This window comes from Micromonospora desertarenae (assembly GCF_056150265.1).
Window position 1 is genome coordinate 308,930 of the sequence record NZ_JAXCFQ010000005.1, and the last position, 17,454, is coordinate 326,383.

The window sequence follows — 17,454 nt, forward strand, 5'->3', positions numbered from 1 at the left end:
TGGGACGGCTGGGTGGGGGTGGGTGGGACGAAGGACCCGGGTGGGCGGTGGCGTGATCTTCTAGGGTGGTGGGCGTGGCCCGGAGTGTGTACGTCACCAGCGTGGGTTCCGGCGGAGGCAAGTCGACCATCGCCCTCGGACTGGCGGAGCTGTTGTCCCGGCAGGTCGAGCGGATCGGCGCGTTCCGGCCGCTGGTCGGCGGCACCGGCCCGGATCCGATCCTCGCGCTGCTCAGCGAGCGCTACCGGATCGAGCCGCCGCTACCCGACCTGGCCGGCGCCACCTACGCCGAGGCGACCGCGCTGGTCGCCGACGGGCGGCGGGAGGAACTGATCTCCCGGATCGTCGAGCGCTACCGGTCGGTGGAGCGGCGGTGCCCGGCGGTGGTCGTGGTGGGCAGCGACTTCGCCGACGGCGGCGACGCCGCCGGCCCCCGCGAGCTGGCCTTCAACGCCCGGCTGGCCACCGAGTTCGGCAGCGTCGTGGTGCCGGTGGTGGACGGCTTCGGGCAGGAGCCGGCGGCCATCGCGGCCGCCGTGCGCGGGGCGTACCACGACCTGGCGGACCTGGGCGCCACCGTGCTGGCGGTGATCGCCAACCGGGTGCCCGAGCCGATGCCCCTGCCCGAGCTGCCGGTTCCCGCGTACGCCATCCCGGAGGTGCCGAGCGTGTCGGCGCCGACGGTGGCCGAGGTGGCGGCGGCGCTCGGCGCCACCCTGCTCGCCGGGGACGACGCCGCCCTCGGCCGGGACGTGCTCGACTACGTGGTGGGCGCGGCGCACGTGCCGACCCTGCTGGACCACCTGACCGACGGCGCCCTGGTGATCACCCCCGGGGACCGGGACGACCTGCTGGTCGCCGCCAGCGCCGCGCACGTGGCCGGGCAGGTGTCGGTGGCCGGGCTGGTGCTCACCCTCGGCGAGCAGCCCGACCCGCGGGCCATGCGGCTGTTCGAGGGGCTGAACACCGGGCTCGCCGTGCTCTCGGTGACCAGTGACAGCTACGACACGGTGTCCGCGTCCAGCCGGATCGAGGGCCGGCCCAGCGCCGGCAACCCGCGCAAGGTGGAGGCCGCGCTCGGCGCCTTCGAGCGCTACGTGGACACCGACGACCTGTCCCGCCGGCTGCGGGTCAGCCGGTCCGCCCGGGTCACCCCGCTGATGTTCGAGTACGACCTGATCGACCGGGCCCGGACGCAGCGCCGGCACGTGGTGCTGCCGGAGGGGGCGGAGGAGCGCATCCTGCGCGCCGCGGAGATCCTGCTGCGCCGCAACGTCGCCGACCTGACCCTGCTCGGCCGCCCGGACGACATCGCCCGGCGCACCCGGGAGCTGGGCATCGACATCGGCGGGGCGCGGGTGGTCGACCCGGTGACCAGCGAGTGGCGCGACGAGTTCGCCGCCGAGTACGCGAAGCTGCGCGCCCACCGGGGGGTCACCGCCGAGCTGGCGCACGACATCGTGGCCCAGCCGAACTACTTCGGCACGCTGATGGTGCAGACCGGGCACGCCGACGGCATGGTCTCCGGGGCGACGCACACCACCGCCGCCACCATCCGACCGGCGTTCGAGATCATCCGGACCGTGCCGGGCGTCTCGGTCGCGTCCAGTGTCTTCTTCATGCTGCTCGCCGACCGGGTGCTGGTCTACGGCGACTGCGCGGTCAACCGCGACCCGGACGCCGGCCAGCTCGCCGACATCGCGATCTCGTCGGCCGACACCGCGGCCCGGTTCGGCATCGAGCCCCGAGTCGCCATGCTCTCCTACTCCACCGGCACCTCCGGCGCGGGTGAGGACGTGGAGAAGGTCGCGGCGGCCACCAAGCTGGTCCGCGAACGCCGGCCGGACCTGCTGGTGGAGGGGCCGATCCAGTACGACGCGGCGATCGACCCGGCGGTGGCCGCGACGAAGCTGCCGGGCAGCGAGGTCGCCGGCCGGGCCACGGTCTTCATCTTCCCGGACCTGAACACCGGCAACAACACGTACAAGGCGGTGCAGCGCTCGGCCGGCGCGGTGGCCGTCGGGCCGGTGATGCAGGGCCTGCGCCGGCCGGTCAACGACCTGTCCCGCGGCGCGACCGTGCCGGACATCGTCAACACGGTGGCGATCACCGCCATCCAGGCCAGCGCGGAGGTCGCGTGAGCGAGCGGATCATCGGACTGGGCGCGACGGCGCCCCGGGACGGCACCCGACCCGGTGGGGTGCCGGCATGAGCCGGGTCCTCGTCCTCAACTGCGGGTCGTCGTCGGTCAAGTACCGGCTCTACGACGGTGACGAGGTGCGCGACAAGGGCACCGTGGAGCGGATCGGCGAGCCCGGCGGCGGGCCGGCCGACCACGAGACGGCCGTGCGCGACATCCTCGGCCGGCTCGACCTGGCCGGGCTGGTGGCCGTGGGGCACCGGGTGGTGCACGGCGGCCGGCGGTTCACCGAACCGGTCCTGATCGACGACGCGGTGCTGGCCGCCATCCGCGAGCTGGTCCCGCTCGCCCCGCTGCACAACCCGGCGAACCTGGCCGGCATCGAGGTCGCCCGGGCCGCGCTGCCGGACGTCCCGCAGGTCGCCGTCTTCGACACCGCGTTCCACCACACCATGCCGGAGTCCGCCGAGGTCTACGCGATCGACCGGGACACCGCGCAGCGGTACGGCATCCGGCGCTACGGCTTCCACGGCACCTCGCACGCGTACGTCTCCCGGCGCACCGCCGAGCTGCTGGACCGCCCGTACCACGAGCTGAACACGATCACCCTGCACCTGGGCAACGGGGCCAGCGCCTGCGCGGTGGCCGGCGGGCGCAGCGTGGCCACCTCGATGGGGATGTCGCCGTTGCAGGGGCTGGTGATGGGCACCCGCAGCGGCGACCTGGACCCGGCGGTGATCTTCCACCTGCGCCGCGAGGGTGGGCTCTCCGTCGACCAGATCGACGACCTGCTCAACCACCGCAGCGGGCTGCTCGGCCTGGCCGGCGCGAACGACATGCGCGAGGTGCTCCGGCGGCGGGCGGACGGCGATCCGGCCGCCGCGCTCGCCTTCGACGTGTACTGCCGCCGGATCACCGGGTACGTCGGCGCGTACTACGCGCTGCTCGGCCGGGTGGACGCGGTCACCTTCACCGCCGGGGTGGGCGAGCACGCCGCCCCGGTCCGCGCGGCGGCGCTGGCCGGCCTGGACCGGCTCGGCATCGCGGTGGACCCGGAGCGCAACGCCGGCAGCGGCGACCGGGTCATCTCGCCGCCGGGCGCCGAGGTGGCCGTCTGCGTTATCGGCACCGACGAGGAGCGCGAGATCGCCCGTACCGCCCGCGACCTGGCCGCCGCGGCGCGCTGACCGCTCGCGCCGGCGCCGCTGCCGCCGGCTCAGCGGCGGGCGGTGCGGCCCCGGCGGCGCCGGGCGCTGCCGCTGCGCCGGATCCGGTCCCGGCCGGGACGGCGGGTGTCCCGCCGCGGCGCCGGTGCCCGGTCCGGCAGCACGGCCGTCACCAGCAACAACCCGCCGAAGGCGGCGACCACCAGGCCGAACGGCAGCCCGCCCCAGGCGTTCAGCACGAACACCGAGTCGTCGGTGTTGCCGTTCTCGGCCACGAACTCCGCCGGGCGTTCCGGATCCACCCAGAGCGTCATCCCGGCCGGCGGCTCCTCGGCGCACCCGCCGGCCGAGCCGCACAGGATCCGCTCGGTGTACGGCACGCCGGCGTACTCGTACGACACCCGGACGGTGTCGGTTCCGCCGCCGCGCCCGACGGTGTCCCGCCGGCCGGTGACGGTGGCCCGCACCGGCACGCCCTCGGCGTGCAGCCGCTCCGCCTTGGCGTGCAGGTGCCACTTGTAGCCGGCCACCCCGGACGCGTACCCGAGGCCGGCGAGGAGCACGAGCAGGCCGAGCACGGCCGGCACCGGCCGCGCACCGCGCAGCCGGGACCGGATCCCCGGCGGGGCGGGCGGGGATCCGCTCAGCTCAGCGCCAGCCAGGCGACCACGGCGACCAGGACGACCACCACCACGGCCGCGCCGGCCAGCAGCGGGACCCGGGACGCCGCGGCCGGCGCCTCGGCCTCGGGGGTGTTGGCGAAGGCGCGGAACGCCTCGGTGTTGCCGCTCGGGTCGGTGTAGTTCTCAGCCATGCCGGTGACCCTAGCCAAGCCGGTCCCGGCGCACCGCCCCGCGCGCGCCGGCCCGGGCCAGGTCGGGCCGGCCGGTGGAGCGGCTCCGGCCGGGTGGTGAACGGAGCCGGTCCGGACGGCGGGACCGCTCGGGGCACCCGGCACCTACCGTGGAACCGTGGGGGTCAAGCGGCTGGTCGCCGCGCTGCTGACGGCGCTGCTGGCCGGCTGCGGGACGGCCACCGCCGCGCCCGGCACGCCGCAACCGGCCCGCCGGGCGCCCGCGGGGGCGTACGCCGTCGGCGTGCGTACGCTCACCGTCGACGCGGCCTCCGCGCGTCCGCTGCCGGTCACCCTCTGGTATCCGGCGGACGGGAACGCGGTGGCCGCGGGGCGGTTCCCGGTGGTGGTCTACAGCCACGGGCTGGACAGCCTGCCCCACCTGCACGCCGGGTTGACCACCCGGTGGGCCGCCGCCGGCTTCGTGGTGGCCGCGCCGGCGTACCCGCACACCCGGCGTGGCGCGCGCCGGTTCGACCGGGCCGACGTGCGGCACCAGCCGGCCGACGCCTGGCGGGTGATCCGGCACCTGGTCCGGCTCGACGCCCGGCCCGGTGACCCGCTCGCCGGGCACCTCGACGTCACCCGGTTCGCCGCCGCCGGCCACTCGGCGGGCGGCTTCACCACCGCCGGCATGTTCGCCTCGGGACGGTCGCCGCGCGTGCGGGCGGGCATCGTGATCGCCGGCGGCGGGATGGCCGGGAGCTTCGCCGCGCCGGCCGCGCCGGTGCTCTTCGTGCACGGCACCGCCGACCCGGTGGTGCCGCTGGCGGTCGGCCGGGCGGCCTACCGGCGCGCCGGCGGCCCGGCCGCCTTCCTGAGCGTGCTCGGGCAGGGCCACGGCGAATACCTCACCCCGGGCCGGCCCGGCTTCGCCCAGGTCCTGGCCACCACCACCGACTTCCTCCGCTGGACGCTCTACGGCGACCCGGACGCCGCCCGCCGCCTGCCCGCCGGGGCCAGCGCCCCCGCCCTCACCCGCTACGAGACCCGCCCCGCCCCCTGACCGCGGCCGGGCCGAGCACGAGAGGCCGGGCACACGCGGTGCCGGACACGAACTGCCGGACGTGAGCGGCCGGGCAGGAGCGGCGGGCGCGACAGGAGCGGCCAGCACGACACCAACGACGAGCGCGACACGAGCGACGTCCGGGCCAGGAGCAACCGCCGGGGCGCGGCGTGGGCCGGAAACGGCGGTGCGGGGAGCCGGGTCCGCCGTTACGGTCGGCGGGTGGTGGGCGTGGAGGGGCTCGCGGGGCGGCAGTTGGCCAGCATCGCCGAGGTGGTCGAGGTGGCCGGCGCCGCCGGCGTCCAGGTGTGGCTGCGCGGCGGCTGGGCGGTCGACTTCCACCTCGGCGAGGTGACCCGGCCGCACGTGGACGTCGACTGGTACTGCTGGCGCGCCGACGCGCGGCGGCTGGCCGCCCTGCTGCACGGGCGCGGCTGGCGGCCCGACCCGCGGCTGCCGGTCGAGGTGCAGCTCGACCTTTTCCGCAGCGACGTCGAGGTGAGCTTCGCGTACCTGGCGCGGGACGCCGTGGGGCGGATCACGGTCGGCGGCGGGCCGTGGGCCGGCACGCCGCTGCCGGCGGGGATGCTGGACGGCCCACCCGGGCGGATCGGCCCGCTGACCGTCCCGGTCATCGCGGTCGCCGCGCAGGTCGAGTTCAAGCGGATGTACCCGGTCTGGATGCCGGAGCGCCCCCGCCGCGCCAAGGACGCCGCCGACCTGGCCCGGCTCGGCGCCGCCCCGCCGGAGCATCGGGAGGCGACCTCGCCCGGGGCGTAGCGCGGACGCGACCGCAACGGGCAGCACGGCCACCGCCGGCACCGTCGACCGGCACCACCGCCACCGCCACCCACCGTCGACCGGGCACCACCGCCACCGCCGGCACTGCCACCGCCGGCACCAGCACCAGCGCCGGCGCCGGGCACCACGCTCCGGCGGTCGGCCCGGCACGGTGCGTCGATGTCCGGCGGGCGGCCCCGGCGCGCGAGGCACAATCGGAGCCATGCCGCGTCGCCGCACCCCTGCCCTGCTCGCCTGCGCCCTGCTCACGGCCGGCCTGGCCGGCTGCTCCGGGGACACCCGGCCGGCCGGCCCGCGGACCGTCCCGACGCCGGCCCCGGCCGCGACCACCCCCGCGCCGCGGGTGCCCGCCGGCACCGCGCCGGAGCGGGCCTTCGCCGTCGGCGTACGGCAGCTGAAGCTGAACCGCGACGGCGACCGCCCGCTGCCGGTGACCGTCTGGTACCCGGCGGCCGGGAAGGCCGGGGGCGAGCCCGAGCGGTCCGCGCGGGCCGCCGACGGCCGGTTCCCGGTGGTGATGTTCAGCCACGGGCTGGGCGGGCGCCCGGCCGACTACGCGACGCTGCTCACCCGGTGGGCGGCGGCCGGCTTCGTGGTGGCCGCGCCGACCTTCCCGCACACCTCCCGGGGCGCCGACGGCAACGTGCTGGACGTGCTCAACCAGCCCGCCGACGTGTCGTACGCGCTGACCCAGGTGCTCGCCCTGGACGGCCGGGCCGGTGATCCGCTGCGCGGCCGGCTGGCCGCCGACCGGGTGGCCGCGGCCGGGCACTCGGCCGGCGGGGTGACCACCATCGGCCTGTTCACCGCCGGCCGGGACGAGCGCCTCGACGCCGGGGTGGTGTTCGCCGGCACCGCGCTCGGGGTGGGCACCGCGTTCGCCGGCGCCGCCGCGCCGCAGTTGTTCGTGCACGGCGAGGCCGACGAGGTGGTCCAGTACGCCGCCGGCAAGGAGGCGTACGACCGGGTGCCCTGGCCGAAGGCGATGCTGAGCCTGCCCAACGGCGACCACGGGCGGGCGCTGCTCAGCGACGGGGCCGCGCTGCGGGTGGTCTCGGACACGACCGTCGAGTTCCTGCGCTGGACCCTCTACGGCGACGAGGCCGCCAAGCGGCGCATCCCGACCGGCGCCGCCCGCGGCGACATCGCCACCCTCGACAACCGCCTCTGACCCGCCCGCCCGGGCGCCGGGTCAGGCGGTGTGGTCGACGACCACCTTGCCGAAGACGTCACCGGAGTGCAGCCGGGCGAACGCCTCCTCCACCCGGCTGAACGGGACCACGCTGTCCACCACCGGCCGCACCTGGTGCTCGGCGCAGAACGCGAGCAGGTCCGCCAGCTCGTCCGGGGTGCCCATCGAGGTGCCCAGGATCTCCAGCTGCATGGCGAAGACCCGGCGCAGGTTGACCTTGGGCTCGTGCCCGGCCGTGGCGCCGGAGACGACGATCCGGGCCATCGGCGCGGCGGACTTCAGCGAGTGGTCGAAGGTGGCCGCGCCGACCGTCTCGATCACCACGTCGACCCGTTCCGGCAGCCGGGCGCCCGGCTCGACGGCGGTCGCGCCCAGCTCGGCGATCCGCTCCCGCTTGGCGGCGTCCCGGCTGGTCGCGTAGACCCGCTTGCCCATCGCGGCGGCGAGCGCGACGGCGGCCGTGGCGACGCCGCCCCCGGCGCCCTGGACCAGCACCGCGTCGCCGTCGGCGACCCGGCCCTTGGTGGTGAGCATCCGCCAGGCGGTGAGCCACGCGGTCGGCAGGCACGCCGCGTCGGTGACGGCCAGCCCGGCCGGCAGCGGCACCAGGTTCGACCGGGGTACGGCCACCCGCTCGGCGAGGGTGCCCGGGAAGTGCTCGGAGAGGATGGAGACGCCGCGCGGGTCACCCGGGGTGGCGACCACCGGGTAGACGACCACCTCGGTGCCGTCCGGGTCGACGCCGACCGCGTCGCAGCCGAGGATCATCGGCAGTTGGTCGCCGGTGAGCCCCACCCCGCGCAGCGACCACAGGTCGTGGTGGTTGAGCGAACTGGCCCGGACCTGCACGGTGACCCAGTCGTCGTCCGGGTGGGTCGGCTCGGGCCGCTCGCCGACGGTGAGCGCGGCGAGCGGGTCGGCGTCGTCGAAGCGGGAGGCGAAGGCGGCACGCATGGTCGGCACGGTAACAAGCGGGACGGGCCGGAAGAAGGGCCCCGCGCTGTGCGACGTACGACAGGACGGGGCCCTCGGCGCCCCCGGGTCAGGCCCGGGCGACGCCGTCGCGGCGGGCCGCCTCGACCACCGCCTCGGCCACCGCGGGGGCGACCCGCGGGTCGAGCGGGGACGGGACGATCGCCTCCGGGGTGAGCGTCTCGGCCACCACCTGCGCGATGGCGTCGGCGGCGGCGACCTTCATGCCCTCGGTGATCCGGGTGGCCCGGGCGTCCAGCGCGCCCCGGAACACGCCGGGGAAGGCCAGCACGTTGTTGATCTGGTTGGGGTGGTCGCTGCGCCCGGTGGCGACCACCGCGACGTGCCGGGCGGCCACCTCGGGGTGCACCTCCGGGTTCGGGTTGGCCAGCGCGAAGACGATCCCGCCCGGAGCCATCCCGGCCACCGCGGCCTCCGGGATCTGCCCGCCGGAGACGCCGATCAGCACGTCCGCGTCGCGCAGCGCCTCGGTGATGTCGCCCTGCCGGCCGTCGGGGTTGGTGACGGCGGCCAGTTCCGCCTTGGTGTCGGTGAGCCCGGTGCGGTGCCGGCCGAGGATCCCCTTCGAGTCGCAGACCACCACCCGGGCCGGGTCCACTCCCCCGGCGAGCAGCATCTTCGTCACCGCCACGCCGGCCGCGCCGGCTCCGCTGACCGCCACCCGCAGGTCGCCCAGCTTGCGGTTGAGCAGCGCGGCGGCGTTGCGCAGGGCGGCCAGCACGACGATCGCGGTGCCGTGCTGGTCGTCGTGGAAGACCGGGATGTCCAGGGCCTCGTCCAGCCGGCGTTCGACCTCGAAGCAACGCGGCGCGCTGATGTCCTCCAGGTTGATGCCACCGAACGACGGCGCCAGCGCCCGCACCACCGCCACGATCTCGTCCACGTCCTGGGTGTCCAGGCAGACCGGTACCGCGTCCACGCCGGCGAACTGCTTGAACAGCACCGCCTTGCCCTCCATCACCGGCAGCGCCGCGCGCGGGCCGATGTTGCCGAGGCCGAGCACGGCCGAGCCGTCGGTGACCACCGCGACGGTGTGCGACACCCAGGTGTAGTCGTCGGCCAGGGTCTCGTCGGCGGCGATCGCCTCGCACACCCGGGCCACGCCGGGGGTGTACGCGAGGGAGAGGTCTTCCCGGCTGGTCAGCGGGACCGTCGAGGTGACGGCCATCTTGCCGCCCCGGTGCAGTCGGAAGACGGGATCAGCGGGGTCCACGGTGGACGGTGACATGGTGACTCCAGGATCTGTTAGCAGCTGGACCAGCCGGTCGGTACGCGTGGTGAGGCGACGAGCGGCGGCGCGCGGTGCGGGGGGTCACCCGGGCACTTTCCGAGCATAGTGTCGTGGGGGCCCGGCCGATGTGAGCAGGGTCATAACGGACGCGGGGGCACCCGCCCGGGCCGGGGCCAGTAGCGGGCCACCACCCGGCCGTGCACGTCGGCCACCCCGTACGCCCGGGAGTCGTCGGCGACGAACTCGTTGTCCCCGTACAGCCACCAGCCGCCGTCCTGGGCGCGCACCGCGCGCTTGACGACCAGCAGGTCAGGGCGGCTGCGGAAGACCGCCACCACGACGTCGCCGGGGCGGACCGGCCGACCGCCCCGGCGGACCAGCACGGCGTCCCCGTGACGCAGCGTGGGTGCCATGGACGGACCGCTGACCAGCACGGCCGTCAGTGGCCAGCGCAGCCGCCGCGCGGCGGCCGGACGGTCGGCGGTCATCGGTTTCACCTCCACCGGCTTGGGGGAGCCCCTCCAGGAGTAATGTCGGCTTGGATCATCGCAAACTTCCCATGGAGGAACCCGATGCGACTTCCACGCATCCTTACGCCCCGCGTGACCGCCAGCGCCCACTGCGACCTGCCCTGCGGCGTGTACGACCCGGCGCAGGCCCGGATCGAGGCCGAGTCGGTCAAAATGATCTGCGAGAAGTACCAGGCGAACACCGACCCGGAGTTCCGCACGCGGGCCGTCATCATCAAGGAGCAGCGCGCCGAGTTGGTCAAGCACCACCTGTGGGTGCTCTGGACCGACTACTTCAAGGCGACCCACTTCGAGAAGTACCCCCAGCTGCACCAGCTGTTCAACGAGGCCACCAAGCTCGCCGGCTCGGGCGGCGTGAAGGGCAGCCTCGACCCGGCCACCGCCGACCAGCTGCTGCAGAAGATCGACGAGATCGCCAAGATCTTCTGGGAGACCAAGAAGGCGTGACCCGCGCGGTCCCGCCGACGATCCGGCCGGCACGTCCCGCGGACGTGCCGGCCGTCGTCGCCATGGTGCACGAACTGGCCGAGTACGAGCGCGCGGCCGACCAGTGCCACCTCACCTCGGAGCAGCTGCACGCCGCGCTCTTCGGCCCCGATCCGGCGCTGTACGGCCACGTCGCGGTGGACGACCGGGACGCCCCGGTCGGCTTCGCGCTCTGGTTCCTCACCTTCTCCACCTGGGCCGGCGTGCACGGCATCCACCTGGAGGACCTCTACGTCCGGCCGGCCGCCCGGGGCACCGGGGCCGGGCGGCTGCTGCTGGCCACCCTCGCCGACATCTGCGTACGGCGCGGCTACCAACGGCTGGAGTGGGCGATGCTCGACTGGAACCCGGCCGCCGGCTTCTACGCCGCCATCGGCGCCGAGCAGTTGACCGAGTGGATCCCCTACCGGCTCGACGGCGCCGCCCTGGCCGGTCTCGCGGCGCAGGTGACCACCCCCACACGGCCGGCCTCCTGAACGGGTAGAGTCCCGGCCGGGGGGATGAGTGGTGACTCAACTGACCGGCCAGCCGACGACCGACGACGACGTCGTGCACCTCACCGTGCCCGCCGACGGCGGCTACCTCGGCGTGCTGCGCACCGCCACGGCGGGGCTCGCGGCGCGGCTCCAGTTCGCCCTCGACGAGATCGAGGACCTGCGCATCGCGGTCGACGAGGCCTGCGCCATGCTGCTCGCCATCGCCACCCGCGACGCCGAACTCGACTGCCGGTTCGCGGTGACCGAGGACGCGTTGACCGTCGAGGTGACAGTGCCCACCGTCCGCGGCGCCGGGCTGCCCGCCGAGTCCTCCTTCGCCTGGAAGGTGCTCACCGCGTTGACCACCTCGGCCTCGGCGAACGTGGCCGACGGCCGGGCCACCATCTCGCTGCTGACCCGGCGCGCCTCGGGCTACTGACCGCCCTCGGGCGCCCCGAAGCCGAGCGCCCGGCTGGTCGGCGGGCTGACCAGCAGCCAGCTGACCCCGATCCCGAGGGCCATCAGTGGCACGCCGAGCCAGCCCATCCCGCCCTGGACCATGAACCACCCGATCGGCAGCAGCATCAACTGGAGCACGATCGCCGGCGCCCGCGCGCCGGCCCGGCGCCGCTCCAGCGCGCCGCCCAGTGCCCAGAGCGCGGCGGCGGCGCCGACAGCGAACGCGGTCACCAGCCACGCCGACAACCGGTCGGTGCTGTCGGCGGTGAGGTCGGCCCAGACCAGCCACACGGCGATCAGGCCGACCGCTACCGCCTCGCCCCGGAGCAGCCGGACCGCCCAGCGGAGCGTGACGGGAATCGGGTCGGAGTCGAGCGTCACGCGCGCCACGATACCTGTGCTACTCCGGGGTACAGTGCCGCCCATGCGGGCCGTCCTGGTGGTCAATCCGAAGGCCACCACCACCAGCGAGCGCAGCCGGGACGTGCTGGTCCGGGCGCTGCGCAGCGAAGTCGACCTCTCCGTTCGGTACACCCGGCGGCGGGGGCACGCGACCGCGCTCGCCCGGGAGGCCGCCGAGGAGGGCGTCGACGTGGTGGTCACCCTCGGTGGCGACGGCACCGTCAACGAGGTGGTCAACGGCCTGATGACGGCGAACCCGCCGACCGTCGACCCGGCCGCCACGCCGGCCGAGCGGCTGCCGGCGCTGGCCACCGTCCCGGGCGGGTCGACCAACGTGTTCGCCCGGGCGCTGGGCCTGCCCCGGGAGTGGCCGGAGGGCACCAGCATGATCCTGGAGGGGCTCCGGCTGGGCCGGCACCGCACGATCGGGCTGGGCCGGGCCGACGACCGCTACTTCACCTTCTGCGCGGGGTTCGGCATCGACGCCGCCGTGATCCATCGGGTGGAGCGGGCCCGGCGGCGGGGCCGGGTCTCCACACCCGGGCTCTACCTGCGGTCCACGGTGAGCCAGTACTTCCTGGCCTCGGACCGGCGGCATCCGGCGATCAGCCTGGAGCGCCCCGGCGAGCCGGCCGAGAGCGAACTGGCCACGGTCATCATCCAGAACACCGCCCCGTGGACCTACCTCGGCGACCGGGAGATCAACCCCAACCCGGAGGCGTCGTTCGACCTGGGGCTGGACGTGCTGGCCCTGCGGCGGCTGCGGGTCGCCAGCACCACACGGACGGTGACGCAGTTCTTCTCCCGGCACCCGGACCCGCGCGGCAGGCAGGTGCTCCGGCTGCACGACCTGGCCGAGTTCACCCTGCTCGCCGAGCGTCCGCAGGCGTTCCAGCTGGACGGCGACTACCTCGGCGAGCGGGAGAAAGTCAGATTCACATCCATTCCCGCGGCACTGAGAGTAATCTGCTAGGTCTCGGGTACTGCCCTAGGTCGACGCGGTCACGGCACCGCATCGAGCGGCGCCGCCACACCGGGAGGCTGGTGCCGGAAATGTCAGCAATGTCACGCGGACTGTACTATATTGATCCTCGACTGTGGTACGCCGGGTAACCAGAGCCCTCTGGAACCCGGACAAATGGGTTGTGGGCTTGCTCACCGCGCGGAGTTTTTCCGAGTGGCACCCTTGACATCGCGAGAGTTCGTGAAAGTATTCACAAGCGAACTTGAGTTACCGGGACATTGCCTGGATATGCTCGGCGGGTTTGAGCGGTTCCAGCAGGTCCTCGGGGCCAGCAGCCTGCTCACGCAGTGCCGAATAGCCGGACGCGAACCGTCACCGTCGGCACTGCGGATGCATATAGGAAAAGCACCACAGCAATATCTGCCACCCATCCAGAATGAGGAGTGTTGCCGCCATGGACTGGCGTCACCATGCTGTCTGCCGCGACGAGGACCCGGAGCTGTTCTTCCCGATCGGGACGTCCGGCCCGGCTCTCCTGCAGGTCGAGCAGGCCAAGGCCGTCTGCCGGCGCTGCTCCGTGACCGACCAGTGCCTGCAGTGGGCGCTCGAGTCCGGTCAGGACGCCGGCGTCTGGGGCGGGATGAGCGAGGAGGAGCGGCGCGCCGTCAAGCGTCGCGGTGGCCTCCGGGTGCTGCGCGCTCACTCCGCCTGATCCACGCACCAAGCTTCACGCCCCGGCCGGGTCGACCCGCCGGGGCGTTCTGCTGTCCGGGGCATTGTCGGCCGTCGAATTCCACCACGCCGCGATCAGGACGCACGGCAGGACCGGATCGTCCCCGGAGCGGTCACGCCGCGTGGCCGCCGGCATCGTCACGCCAGGTGACCGTCGCCGTGGCGGCGTCGACCCGCCGCAGCACCAGGTCGGCCAGTTCCGGGGCGTCGGTCAGCGGATCGGCCACCGCCACCGCCCCGGCGTCCCGGGCCGCCGCCGCGACCGCGTCGTGGAACAGCCCGGGCGCCAGGAAGTACGCCGACACCCCGACCCGGTGGGCGCCCCCGGCCCGCAGCCGGGCCACCGCCGTCGCGGTGTCCGGCGGGGCCGCCGAGGCGTACGAGACCCGGATCGGCAGGCCGAGCCGGTCGCCGAGCGCGGCGGCCACCCGGCCCACCGAGCAGCGGGCCGCCGGGTCCCGGGTGCCCGCCGCCGCCAGCACCAGCGCGTCGTAGTGTCCCGGCCCGGCCTCGCCCAACCGGCGGTCCAGGGCGGCCAGCAGACCGCCGTCCACCGTGCCGCCGGTCGGCCCGAGCACGTCGGTGACGCGTACCGCCATCGGTGGGCCGGTCCGCCGGGCCGCGGCGACCGCCGCCGGGATGTCCACCCGCCGGTGGTACGCGGCGGTGAGCAGCAGCGGCACCAGCACCGCCCGGGGATGCCCGGCGGACGCGAGCGCCCGGAGCACCTCGGCCGGCCCGGGCCGGGTGTGGTCCAGCCAACTGGCCAGCACCGGGGTGCCCGGCCGGACGGCCGACACCGCCCGGACCAGCGCCCGGGTCGCCGCGGCAGCCCGCGGATCACGGCTGCCGTGCGCGACCAGGACCACCGGGTCGGCGCCCGACCCGGTCAGACGTGCAGCCCGCACTCGGTCTTCTCGAACATCGCCCAGCGGCCGGCCCGCGGGTCCTCCCCCGCCTTGGTCCGCCGGGTGCAGGGCCAGCAGCCGATCGAGCCGTAGCCCTGCTTGAACAGCTCGTTGACCGGGATGTTCCAGCGGGCGATGTAGGAGTCCACGTCGGCCTGGGTCCAGGCCGCGATCGGGTTCACCTTGACCTTGCCGCGCCGCGCGTCGAAGGCCACCACCGGCGTGTTCGCCCGGGTCGGCGACTCGTCCCGGCGCAGGCCGGCGGCCCAGGCGTCGTAGCCGGCCAGGGCCCGCTCCAGCGGCTCCACCTTGCGCAGCTGGCAGCACTCGTCCGGGGACCGGTTGAACAGCCGCGGGCCGTACTCGCCGTCCTGCTGGCCGACGGTCAGCCGGGGGCGGATCGACCGCACGTTCACCGGCAGCGTCCGGGCCACCTCGTCGCGGACCCGCAGCGTCTCGGGGAAGTGCAGCCCGGTGTCGAGGAAGACCACGTCCACCCCGGGCGCCACCCGGGACACCAGGTGGGCCAGCACGGCGTCGGCCATCGAACTGGTCACGCAGAACCGGTCGCCGAAGGTCTCCGCCGCCCACCGGGCGATCTCCTGGGCGGGCGCGCCCTCCAGCTCCCGGCCGGCCCGCTCGGCCAGCGCGCGCAGTTCGTCGGGGTCGCGCCGGGCCGGGTCGGCCGGGCGGGGCCCGCCGACGCCGACCAGTCCGAGGTTCGCCGCGGACACCAGGCTCATCGGTTCACCGCCCGGGACAGCAGGCCGGTGAACCGGACCGTGAACACCCGGGCGCAGCCGTGGCACTCCCAGGCGCCGTGGCCCTCCTCGCTCGGCCGCAGGTCCTCCTCGCCGCAGTACGGGCAGTACAGGGGTGCCGCTCGGTACTCGCTGCTCATGCCGGCACTCCGCTTCGCTCCGTGTCGTCATGAGGCACCTTGGCGCTGAGCCTGATGATTCGCTCGCTCCGCTCGCTCATCGCAGTTCCTCCTCGTCGACTCTGATCACCCACTGGGCGAACGCCTCGCCCGCGTGCCGGCCGGCCAGGTAGCGGCGGGCCAGCCGTTCCACGTACGCCGGAAGCTCGTCGGCGGTGGTCTTGAGGCCGCGCAGCTTGCGGCCGAAGCCGGCGGTCTGCCCCTCGGCCATGCCCAGGCCGCCGCCGAGGTGCACCTGGAAGCCCTCCACCTGCCGGCCGTCCGGGCCGACCACCAGCTGCCCCTTCAGCCCGATGTCGGCGACCTGGGTGCGGGCGCAGGCGTTCGGGCAGCCGTTGAGGTGGATGGAGATGTCCGCGTCGAAGTCGCGCAGCCGCTCCTCCAGCCGGGCCACCAGCTCCTCGCCGCGGGCCTTGGTCTCCACGATGGCGAGCTTGCAGTACTCGATGCCGGTGCAGGCCATGGTGCCGCGCCGCCAGGCCGACGGCCGGGCCTCCAGGCCGATCTCCCGCAGCGCGCCGACCAGCGACTCCGTCCGCTCCGCCGGCACGTCCAGCACCAGCAGCTTCTGGTACGGGGTGAGCCGGATCCGGCCGCTGCCGTGCGCCTCGACCACGTCGGCGAGCCGGGCCAACTGCCCGCCGGAGACCCGCCCCACCACCGGGGTGGCCCCGACGTAGTGGCGGCCGTCGCGCTGGCGGTGCACACCGATGTGGTCGACCGGCTTCTCCGGCAGCTCCGGGGCGGGACCGTCGAGCAGGGCGCGCCCCAGGTACTCCTTCTCCAGCACCTCGCGGAACTTCTCCACGCCCCAGTCGGCGACCAGGAACTTCAGCCGGGCCCGGTTGCGCAGCCGGCGGTAGCCGTAGTCGCGGAAGATGCCCACCACGCCGGCCCAGACGTCCGCCACCTCGGCCAGCGGCACCCAGACCCCGAGCCGCTTGGCCAGCATCGGGTTGGTGGAGAGGCCGCCGCCGACCCAGACGTCGAAGCCGGGGCCGTGGTCCGGGTGGTCGACGCCGAGGAAGGCGACGTCGTTCGCCTCGTACGGGGTGTCCACCAGCCAGGAGATCGAGGTCTTGAACTTGCGCGGCAGGTTGGAGAACTCCGGGTTGCCGACGTACCGGCGGACGATCTCGTCGATCGCCGGGGTGGGGTCGACCAGCTCGGTCTCGGCCACGCCGGCGACCGGGCTGCCGAGCACGATCCGCGGGCAGTCCCCGCACGCCTCGGTGGTCTGCAGACCGACCGCCTCCAGCCGGCGCCAGATCTCCGGCACGTCCTCGACCCGGATCCAGTGGAACTGGATGTTCTGCCGGTCGGTGATGTCGGCGGTGTCCCGGGCGAACTCCCGGGAGATCCCGGCGACGGTGCGCAGCTGGGCCAGGTCGAGCTGGCCGCCGTCGACCCGGACCCGGAGCATGAAGTACTCGTCCTCCAGCTCGTGCGGCTCCAGCACGGCGGTGCGCCCGCCGTCGATGCCGGCCTTGCGCTGGGTGTAGAGCCCCCACCAGCGGAACCGGCCGCGCAAATCGGCCGGGTCGATGGAGGCGAAGCCCCGGTGGGCGTAGATGTTCTCGATCCGGGCCCGCACGTTCAGCGGGTCGTCGTCCTTCTTGATCCGCTCGTTGGCGTTGAGCGGTTCGCGGTGGCCGAGCGCCCACTGGCCCTCGCCCCGCTGGCGGCGCGGGGCCCGGGCGGGTCGCGCCGTCGGGTCCCCCGGCCGGGCCGGGATGCTGCTGACCGCCATCGCGGCGTCCTCCGTTGTCTGCGAGGGTGGGGAGCGCGGGACGCGACGGCCGGCCCGTGGCATACGGGCCGTGGACGGCGTTGTCGTGGAGGCCGGCGCGGAAGCGCGCCCGAGACGGATGGGTCGGGCGTCGTCAGTGGGCCGGACAGATCGCGCTGCGCACGCGGCCGTAGTCGACGTGGCGGCGGGCCACGAAGCGGCGGACGACAGCGGCGGTCATGGGGCTCATGCTGCCACACCCCGGGCGGGCCGACCAATGACCGCGTGCCGGATCCCACATCACGGGCGACCGTCGCGGCCCGGGGCCGAGCCGACCCCGCTGGACGTGGTGGCCGCCGGCCGGCACCCCCGGCGGTGACCGCCAGTACCCGAGCCGGGCGGACCGTCACCGAGACGCCGCCGCACGATCCGCGGCGGGAACGGAC

The 17,454-nt window shown here is 74.9% G+C and carries 20 protein-coding genes; 10 read left to right on the top strand and 10 right to left on the bottom strand.

The features are described from left to right. Window positions 1-74 precede the first annotated feature (74 nt). Together pta and SM577_RS13025 are read left to right on the top strand one after the other, a co-directional pair. Window positions 75-2,141, top strand: coding sequence for a phosphate acetyltransferase (gene pta, locus SM577_RS13020; protein WP_474579564.1), 2,067 nt, complete (start codon window positions 75-77; stop codon window positions 2,139-2,141). 67 nt (window positions 2,142-2,208) lie between these two features. Beyond that, a complete protein-coding gene (locus SM577_RS13025; protein WP_302919292.1) occupies window positions 2,209-3,327 on the top strand; it encodes an acetate/propionate family kinase in 1,119 nt (372 codons plus the stop codon). Window positions 3,328-3,356: 29 nt separating this feature from the next. Here the strand turns inward: SM577_RS13025 and SM577_RS13030 are convergent, their stop codons facing one another. Both SM577_RS13030 and SM577_RS13035 read right to left on the bottom strand, forming a co-directional pair. Continuing rightward, window positions 3,357-3,893: a hypothetical protein gene (locus tag SM577_RS13030; RefSeq protein WP_474586975.1), complete on the bottom strand. Its 537-nt coding sequence runs from the start codon at window positions 3,891-3,893 to the stop codon at window positions 3,357-3,359. 56 nt (window positions 3,894-3,949) lie between these two features. After that, window positions 3,950-4,120, bottom strand: a complete 171-nt coding sequence (locus SM577_RS13035) for a hypothetical protein (RefSeq protein WP_302919294.1) — start codon at window positions 4,118-4,120, stop codon at window positions 3,950-3,952. A 157-nt stretch (window positions 4,121-4,277) separates the two neighbouring features. Here SM577_RS13035 and SM577_RS13040 point away from each other — a divergent pair, with 157 nt between their 5' ends. The 3 genes from SM577_RS13040 (at window position 4,278) to SM577_RS13050 (ending at window position 7,137) form a co-directional block, all read left to right on the top strand. Beyond that, a complete protein-coding gene (locus SM577_RS13040) occupies window positions 4,278-5,165 on the top strand; it encodes an alpha/beta hydrolase family protein (RefSeq protein WP_474586976.1) in 888 nt (295 codons plus the stop codon). A gap of 222 nt (window positions 5,166-5,387) precedes the next feature. Next, complete coding sequence (locus SM577_RS13045) at window positions 5,388-5,945, top strand: nucleotidyltransferase domain-containing protein (protein ID WP_474586977.1); 558 nt, start codon at window positions 5,388-5,390, stop codon at window positions 5,943-5,945. Window positions 5,946-6,168: 223 nt separating this feature from the next. Then, window positions 6,169-7,137 (top strand): alpha/beta hydrolase family protein, encoded by a 969-nt coding sequence (locus tag SM577_RS13050; RefSeq protein WP_474586978.1) that lies wholly within the window; start codon window positions 6,169-6,171, stop codon window positions 7,135-7,137. A gap of 21 nt (window positions 7,138-7,158) precedes the next feature. Here SM577_RS13050 and SM577_RS13055 read toward each other — a convergent pair whose 3' ends face one another. From SM577_RS13055 to SM577_RS13065, 3 genes are all read right to left on the bottom strand, one after another. Beyond that, window positions 7,159-8,121, bottom strand: a complete 963-nt coding sequence (locus SM577_RS13055) for a zinc-binding dehydrogenase (protein ID WP_474586979.1) — start codon at window positions 8,119-8,121, stop codon at window positions 7,159-7,161. Between the two features lie 79 nt (window positions 8,122-8,200). Then, the gene (locus tag SM577_RS13060) at window positions 8,201-9,379 is read right to left on the bottom strand and encodes an NAD(P)-dependent malic enzyme (RefSeq protein ID WP_474586980.1); all 1,179 of its coding nucleotides are present in this window, start codon (window positions 9,377-9,379) and stop codon (window positions 8,201-8,203) included. Window positions 9,380-9,519: 140 nt separating this feature from the next. Then, the gene (locus tag SM577_RS13065; protein WP_474579558.1) at window positions 9,520-9,885 is read right to left on the bottom strand and encodes a S26 family signal peptidase; all 366 of its coding nucleotides are present in this window, start codon (window positions 9,883-9,885) and stop codon (window positions 9,520-9,522) included. 69 nt (window positions 9,886-9,954) lie between these two features. On the opposite strand from SM577_RS13065, the gene sodN reads away from it, so the two are divergent. The 3 genes from sodN (at window position 9,955) to SM577_RS13080 (ending at window position 11,313) form a co-directional block, all read left to right on the top strand. Continuing rightward, the gene (gene sodN, locus SM577_RS13070) at window positions 9,955-10,359 is read left to right on the top strand and encodes a superoxide dismutase, Ni (RefSeq protein WP_076472083.1); all 405 of its coding nucleotides are present in this window, start codon (window positions 9,955-9,957) and stop codon (window positions 10,357-10,359) included. Between the two features lie 62 nt (window positions 10,360-10,421). Next, the gene (locus SM577_RS13075; protein WP_302919677.1) at window positions 10,422-10,874 is read left to right on the top strand and encodes a GNAT family N-acetyltransferase; all 453 of its coding nucleotides are present in this window, start codon (window positions 10,422-10,424) and stop codon (window positions 10,872-10,874) included. Between the two features lie 31 nt (window positions 10,875-10,905). Continuing rightward, entirely contained in the window at window positions 10,906-11,313 is a 408-nt protein-coding gene (locus SM577_RS13080; RefSeq protein WP_302919301.1) for an ATP-binding protein, read from the top strand. Here the strand turns inward: SM577_RS13080 and SM577_RS13085 are convergent. After that, window positions 11,307-11,759: a hypothetical protein gene (locus SM577_RS13085; RefSeq protein ID WP_474579557.1), complete on the bottom strand. Its 453-nt coding sequence runs from the start codon at window positions 11,757-11,759 to the stop codon at window positions 11,307-11,309. The two genes, SM577_RS13080 and SM577_RS13085, sit on opposite strands and share 7 nt — an antisense overlap. Here SM577_RS13085 and SM577_RS13090 point away from each other — a divergent pair. Together SM577_RS13090 and SM577_RS13095 are read left to right on the top strand one after the other, a co-directional pair. Continuing rightward, on the top strand, window positions 11,758-12,708 hold the full coding sequence (locus tag SM577_RS13090) for a diacylglycerol/lipid kinase family protein (protein WP_302919303.1): 951 nt from the start codon (window positions 11,758-11,760) through the stop codon (window positions 12,706-12,708). The genes SM577_RS13085 and SM577_RS13090 overlap by 2 nt on opposite strands. A 445-nt stretch (window positions 12,709-13,153) precedes the next feature. Next, on the top strand, window positions 13,154-13,411 hold the full coding sequence (locus SM577_RS13095; RefSeq protein ID WP_007072794.1) for a WhiB family transcriptional regulator: 258 nt from the start codon (window positions 13,154-13,156) through the stop codon (window positions 13,409-13,411). A gap of 133 nt (window positions 13,412-13,544) precedes the next feature. On the opposite strand, the gene SM577_RS13100 is transcribed toward SM577_RS13095, so the two are convergent. The 4 genes from SM577_RS13100 to SM577_RS13115 all read right to left on the bottom strand — a co-directional run bounded on the left by SM577_RS13100 (window position 13,545) and on the right by SM577_RS13115 (window position 17,029). Further along, a complete protein-coding gene (locus tag SM577_RS13100) occupies window positions 13,545-14,339 on the bottom strand; it encodes a sirohydrochlorin chelatase (protein WP_474586981.1) in 795 nt (264 codons plus the stop codon). Further along, entirely contained in the window at window positions 14,321-15,082 is a 762-nt protein-coding gene (locus tag SM577_RS13105; RefSeq protein ID WP_302919305.1) for a phosphoadenylyl-sulfate reductase, read from the bottom strand. The genes SM577_RS13100 and SM577_RS13105 overlap by 19 nt, the downstream gene beginning before the upstream one ends. Next, window positions 15,079-15,240 carry a hypothetical protein gene (locus SM577_RS13110; protein ID WP_302919306.1) on the bottom strand — a complete coding sequence of 54 codons (162 nt, stop codon included), beginning with the start codon at window positions 15,238-15,240 and terminating at the stop codon, window positions 15,079-15,081. Before SM577_RS13110 ends, SM577_RS13105 begins: the two co-directional genes overlap by 4 nt. Before the next feature lie 76 nt (window positions 15,241-15,316). Next, window positions 15,317-17,029, bottom strand: a complete 1,713-nt coding sequence (locus SM577_RS13115; RefSeq protein ID WP_302919307.1) for a nitrite/sulfite reductase — start codon at window positions 17,027-17,029, stop codon at window positions 15,317-15,319. Window positions 17,030-17,454: the final 425 nt, after the last annotated feature.

Bases quoted from the DNA above. Each gene is read 5' to 3' on its own strand.
- SM577_RS13025 (WP_302919292.1), top strand. From the start codon at position 2,209: ATGAGCCGGGTCCTCGTCCTCAACTGCGGGTCGTCGTCGGTCAAGTAC.
- SM577_RS13035 (WP_302919294.1), bottom strand. From the start codon at position 4,120: ATGGCTGAGAACTACACCGACCCGAGCGGCAACACCGAGGCGTTCCGC.
- SM577_RS13050 (WP_474586978.1), top strand. From the start codon at position 6,169: ATGCCGCGTCGCCGCACCCCTGCCCTGCTCGCCTGCGCCCTGCTCACG.
- SM577_RS13060 (WP_474586980.1), bottom strand. From the start codon at position 9,379: ATGTCACCGTCCACCGTGGACCCCGCTGATCCCGTCTTCCGACTGCAC.
- sodN (WP_076472083.1), top strand. From the start codon at position 9,955: ATGCGACTTCCACGCATCCTTACGCCCCGCGTGACCGCCAGCGCCCAC.
- SM577_RS13075 (WP_302919677.1), top strand. From the start codon at position 10,422: ATGGTGCACGAACTGGCCGAGTACGAGCGCGCGGCCGACCAGTGCCAC.
- SM577_RS13090 (WP_302919303.1), top strand. From the start codon at position 11,758: ATGCGGGCCGTCCTGGTGGTCAATCCGAAGGCCACCACCACCAGCGAG.
- SM577_RS13085 (WP_474579557.1), bottom strand. From the start codon at position 11,759: ATGGGCGGCACTGTACCCCGGAGTAGCACAGGTATCGTGGCGCGCGTG.
- SM577_RS13095 (WP_007072794.1), top strand. From the start codon at position 13,154: ATGGACTGGCGTCACCATGCTGTCTGCCGCGACGAGGACCCGGAGCTG.
- SM577_RS13105 (WP_302919305.1), bottom strand. From the start codon at position 15,082: ATGAGCCTGGTGTCCGCGGCGAACCTCGGACTGGTCGGCGTCGGCGGG.
- SM577_RS13110 (WP_302919306.1), bottom strand. From the start codon at position 15,240: ATGAGCAGCGAGTACCGAGCGGCACCCCTGTACTGCCCGTACTGCGGC.
- SM577_RS13115 (WP_302919307.1), bottom strand. From the start codon at position 17,029: ATGGCGGTCAGCAGCATCCCGGCCCGGCCGGGGGACCCGACGGCGCGA.